We start from the raw sequence: 5,385 nt of genomic DNA on the forward strand, positions 1-5,385 counted from the left end.
TCCTTGTTGCGGTCAAATAAACACCCTACCACTATCAAGCTGCTGCGTAATATACATTCAGGAAAATGCGAACGGCCTCACTCACATGAGTTTCCATGTGAGCGCGACTGAATTCGTCCTGATGAGGGATAAATAGGCGCAGCGGCACGACCTTTCCGATAATCAGACCGATAAACATATTCGCAGCAACTTCCGGATCTTCTCCTCTGAATTCATTACGTTCTTTGGCTTCGTTCAGATAGGCAGTCAGTTTGTGCAGTGTGCGGCCAGGTGCCATAGCGTAGAACGACTCACCGAGGGCGGGATTTCGCTGGACTTCGGCGACGATGATACGGGCTAGAGCGGACATCTCTGGCATGATCATCGCCGTGTAGAGGTTCATGCCGACGGCCCTGAGGACATCCGGAAGCCGTTTCGTACTTTCCAGGTCGGTGTCGATCCGGTGCCGGAGTTCCTGCGTGCGATTATTCACGACCTGGATGAACAGATCGTCCTTCGCACCGAAGTGGCGATAAAGCGTCTCTGTCGAGGCACCGGCCTCCACCGCCACCATCTTCATCGTGGTGTCGGAGAACCCGTTCTTGAGGAAAACGCGCTCGGCGACGGCTGCGATCTCTTCGCGCCGCCGCAATCCGCGCGGTACACGAACCCGGGAGCCCTTAGCCGAACCACTCGTTTCGGTTGACATCGCCACTTGTTTCCAGTTTAGAAACGGAACGTTCGGTTCGGATATTTCTACGAGCCCAGGACGATGTCGTCCATGCCGCCTCGCCGAATGCCACGCTGCGGGAAAGGGTACGGCCATGCCCGCAGACTTTGTCGACGATGCACCCGGATCGCAAAGACGTTCGCGGCGTGACGTACTCGACGTCGGGTCGGATTATTGTGACGACCCTCGGTATCAAGCTCCCTACGAGCGGAACTCTGACGATAGGCGCCGTTCGTCCCGAAGCGATGCGCCTCTGGACGAGGATCGGCCGCGCCAAAGCAGGGATGATGAAGACCCCGATGGCCGCGGCAACCGTCGCAGTCGCGACCAGCCTGGCCCCCGGGACCGCCGATCAGACGCAGCACGCGGTCGCGACGGGGCGCAGGTCAGGGATGATCGGGAAAGCTCCGACGCGGAGAAGGACGACGGCCAGGACGAGCAGCGCGCGCGGAAGAAACGCCGGCCCCTGGTGATCGGCATCGCCGTCGTAGTCCTGCTGCTGCTGGCTGGAGGCGGCCTGTACTACTGGCTCTCGACCCGCGGAAAGATCAGCACCGACGACGCCTTCACCGACGGCAACATCGTCAACGTGGCGCCGCAGGTCGCTGGACAGGTGATCGCCCTCGAGGTCGTTGACAACCAGTTCGTGCACAAGGGCGACCCGCTCTTTCGCATCGACCCGAGGCAGTTCGCCTTCAGCCGCGACCAGGCCCAGGGTCAACTGGACGCAAACAACGCGCAGATCGCTAACCAGCGGCTGGGCGTCGAGATCGCCAAGAAGAACTTTCCGGCAGCGCTCCAGCTCGCTCAGGCGAACCTCGATTCGGCCAAGGCCAGCCTCGCCCTGCAGCAGGCCAACTACGACCGACAGAAGAGCTTGCCCAAGCTGGCGACGACGCAGCAGGATGTGGACACCACGGCCTCCAATTACCAGCAGGCGAAGGCGCAGGTCGAGCAGGCCCAGGCGCGTCTCGTCCAGGCGATGCCGGTGCAGCAGAACGTCGGCCAGTCCGAGCAGCAGGTCGACCAACTCAAGGGCCAAGCCGAGCAGGCCAAGGCGCAGGTCGATCAGGCCAACCTGAACATCGAGTGGACCGTGGTCCGCGCGCCGCAGGATGGCTGGGTGACGAAGCGCAACGTCAACGCCGGCGACTACCTCACCGCCGGGCAGCAGGTGATGTCGCTGGTCACCACCAACGTCTGGGTGACGGCCAACTACAAGGAAACCGAGCTCAACGGCATGCGCCCCGGACAGCAAGTGAAGATCGCCATCGACGCCTATCCCGACCTCGATCTCCAGGGGCACGTCGAGTCGATCCAGCGCGGGTCGGGCTCGAAGTTCTCCGCCTTCCCGGCCGAGAACGCCACCGGCAACTTCATCAAGATCGTCCAGCGGGTGCCGGTGAAGATCGTCATCGATTCCGGGCTGCGGAAGGAGGAACCCTTGCCGCTCGGCGTCAGCGTCGTGCCGACGGTGATGCTGAAGTGAGCGGCGCCTCGGACAGCTGGAAGCCCGCTCACAACCCCTGGCTCATCGCCATCGCGGTGACGCTGGCGGCGTTCATGGAGGTGCTCGACACCACCATCGTCAACGTGGCGCTGCCCTACATTGCGGGTTCGCTCGCCGCCTCGAACGACGAGGCGACCTACACCCTGACGGCCTACCTCGTCGCCAACGGCATCGTGCTGACCATCGCGGGCTGGCTCTCCGACACGATCGGCCGCAAGCGCTACTTCCTGATCTGCATCGGCATGTTCACGCTGGCCTCGTTCCTGTGCGGACTGTCGCAGAGCCTCGGGCAGATCATCGTGTTCCGCCTGATGCAGGGCTTCTTCGGCGGCGGCCTGCAGCCGAGCCAGCAGGCGATCATCCTGGACACCTTCCCGCCGGCCAGGCGTGGGGCCGCCTTTGGGGTCACGGCGGTGGCGACCGTGGTCGCCCCTGTCCTCGGGCCGACGCTGGGCGGCTACCTCGTCGAGCATTCGACCTGGCGCTGGATCTTCTTCATCAACGTGCCGGTCGGGATCTTCACCCTGTTCGTGAACGCCTTTCTTGTTCAGGACCCGCCCGGCGAGAAGAAGAAGCGCGCCCGCGGCCTCGACTACGTCGGCCTGGCGCTGATCGTCGTCGGCATCGGCTGCATGCAGATCATGATTGACCGCGGCGAGGTCAACGCCTGGTTCAGCTCGCCCTTCATCCGCATCATGGCCGTCATCGCCTTTCTGGGGATCTTCGGCGCGATCTGCTGGCTCTTGATCGCCGACGAGCCGGTCGTCGACCTCACCGTGTTCAAGGACCGGAACTTCGCCGTCGGCTGCCTGCTCATCGGCGCCGTCGGGGCGCTGCTCTACGCCGGCTCGGTGCTGATCCCGCAATTCGCTCAGCAGGTGCTGGGCTACACCGCCCTCGATTCCGGCTTCATTTTGTCCCCGGGGGGCGTCGCCGTCATCGTGCTGATCCCCATCGTCGGCATCGCGATGAAGGTCGTCCAGACCCGCTACGTCATCATGTTCGGGTTCGCCTTCATGGGCTGCGCGATGTTCTACTCGAGCTGGATCGCCCCGGACATCGACTTCCGGACGTTGGTTCTGATGCGCACGTTGCAGACGGCGGCGCTCGCCTTCCTGTTCGTGCCGATCTCTACCGTCGCCTACCTGACCCTGCCCGACCGCTACCGCAGCGATGCGTCGGCGCTTTTCTCGATGTTCCGCAACGTGTTCGGCTCGATCGGGATCTCGCTCTCCACCGCCGCGGTCACGGAGCGGACGCAAGCCGACCAGGCCCAGCTCTCGGCGTTCATGACGCCGCTGCGCCAGGGCTACAACCTGCTGATCCAGGAGAGCGAGCACACGCTGCGCTCGCTGGGGCGGGCGGCCGCCCTAGTGCACCAGCAGGCCGTGGCGCACACCTATCAGACTTACATCAAGCAGGCCCAAGTGCTCGCCTATAGTAACGTGTACCAGTACACGGCGCTCCTGGCGTTCCTCGTCGTGCCGTTGTGCCTGCTGATATCGGCCAAAACCGCGCAAGGCGGCGGCGGAGGACATTGAGATGACGCTCCGCCGATCCCTCGGACGACGCACCGGCTCGGTGTTCGCGGTTTCCCTGCTTGGTCTTGCCGGCTGCACAGTCGGCCCCGACTTCGTCGCGCCCACCACGTCGCTGGCGGACTCGAGCGACTACCTCGACACCGGGCTTCCGGTCCGCAAGGCGGGGCGGCTGCTCGCCCGCACCAGCATGGCGGAGCCGGATGTGGCGTGGTGGCAGGCTTTCCGCGACCCGATCCTGTCCGGGCTCGAGGAGCGCGTGGCCGCGCAGAACCTCGACGTGCAGACCGCGACCGCGCGCCTGTTTCAAAGTCGGTCCCAGCTCAACACCGCCGCCGCCGCGGGCCTGCCGACGCTGAACGGCCAGGGCAACGCCTATCGGCAGCAGTTCAGCAAGAACGGCACGATCGGCCTGCTGTCCAACTCGCTGGGCGGCCTGACGGGCGGGGGTGGGGGCGCCGATCCGACGGCGCCGCTTACCAACGGCTTCGAAAGCTACACCCTCGGCTTCGACGCCTCCTGGGAGCTCGACCTCTGGGGCAAGGTTCGGCGCTCGATCGAGTCCGCCCAGGCCCAGGCAGACGCTTCGGCGGAGCAGCGCCGCGATGCGCTAGTCTCTAGCCAAGCCGAGCTGGCGCGCGACTACGTGCAGCTGCGCGGGACCCAGGAGCTGATCCGGATCGACCTCGCCAACATTCGGGTCAACGAACAGATCCTCGAGGTGGTGCGGATCCGCCAGCAGAAGGGCCTCGTCACTGGCCTCGATACAGCAAGCGCCGCACAGCAGGTCGAGGCGATCAAGGCGCAGCTGCCGCAGCTGCAGCTGCAGGAGATCCAGCAGATCAACGCAATCTCGCTGCTGCTCGGCGAGCCGCCGCTCGCCCTGTCGCAGGAGCTCGTCGCCGGCAAGGGTATCCCGCCAGTGCCGCCGCGGGTGCCCGTCGGCATCCCGTCGAGCCTGGTCCTGCGTCGCCCCGACATCCGCCGGGCGGAGGCCAACCTGCATTCGGCGGTGGCCGAGATCGGGGTCGCCGAGGCGCAATTCTTCCCGAGCGTGACGCTCACCGGCAGCCCGACCGTGAACGCGGTCGACCCAGGCAAGCTCTTCCGCGGCTCGTCGCTGCAATACATGAACATCGGGCCGGCGATCTCGATCCCGCTGTTTGAGGGCGGCCGGCTCAAGTCGAACCTCGTGCTCCAGCGCGCGCGCCAGCAGGATGCGGCTATCGCCTACCAAAAGGCGGTGCTCCAGGGCTGGCACGACGTCGTCAACGCCCTCGCCGCCTTACGCGGCGACGAGGCGCGTCGGGCGCGCCTTGCTCGGCAGGTGGCCGATGCCCGCCAGGCACTCTCCCTGTCACGTGCGCGCTATACGCAGGGCGTCGAGATCTTCACCACGGTACTTCAGGCGTCGCAAACCGTACTCCAGGCGGAGACCAACCTATCCCAGGCGACGGCTTCGATCTCCACTGACTTTGTGGCTCTGTCCAAAGCGTTGGGCGGTGGCTGGGAGACCACCTTCCCAAGTGGCCGGACCCCACCCCTCTCCCTCGCAAAGGTCAGCATCCCGCTCTCAGATATCGTGCACGACACGTCTATCAATCAATGATCATAAATGCGAAATAATC

Annotated in this window: 4 protein-coding genes; 3 read left to right on the forward strand and 1 reads right to left on the reverse strand. The window is 64.7% G+C overall.

All coding sequences use genetic code 11. The features are described from left to right. Window positions 1-34: 34 nt before the first annotated feature. Window positions 35-688 carry a TetR/AcrR family transcriptional regulator gene (locus tag FV242_RS32470; protein WP_187278665.1) on the reverse strand — a complete coding sequence of 218 codons (654 nt, stop codon included), beginning with the start codon at window positions 686-688 and terminating at the stop codon, window positions 35-37. Window positions 689-1,178: 490 nt separating this feature from the next. On the opposite strand from FV242_RS32470, the gene FV242_RS32475 reads away from it, so the two are divergent. The 3 genes from FV242_RS32475 to FV242_RS32485 are packed head-to-tail and all read left to right on the forward strand — an operon-like array spanning window position 1,179 to window position 5,366. Then, window positions 1,179-2,198 carry an HlyD family secretion protein gene (locus FV242_RS32475; protein ID WP_246692994.1) on the forward strand — a complete coding sequence of 340 codons (1,020 nt, stop codon included), beginning with the start codon at window positions 1,179-1,181 and terminating at the stop codon, window positions 2,196-2,198. Further along, on the forward strand, window positions 2,195-3,760 hold the full coding sequence (locus tag FV242_RS32480; RefSeq protein ID WP_147941812.1) for a DHA2 family efflux MFS transporter permease subunit: 1,566 nt from the start codon (window positions 2,195-2,197) through the stop codon (window positions 3,758-3,760). The genes FV242_RS32475 and FV242_RS32480 overlap by 4 nt, the downstream gene beginning before the upstream one ends. 1 nt (window position 3,761) lies before the next feature. After that, window positions 3,762-5,366 carry an efflux transporter outer membrane subunit gene (locus FV242_RS32485; RefSeq protein WP_147941813.1) on the forward strand — a complete coding sequence of 535 codons (1,605 nt, stop codon included), beginning with the start codon at window positions 3,762-3,764 and terminating at the stop codon, window positions 5,364-5,366. The last annotated feature ends 19 nt before the right edge of the window (window positions 5,367-5,385 follow it).

This window comes from Methylobacterium sp. WL64 (assembly GCF_008039945.1).
In the GTDB taxonomy this organism is placed as follows: Bacteria; Pseudomonadota; Alphaproteobacteria; order Rhizobiales; family Beijerinckiaceae; genus Methylobacterium.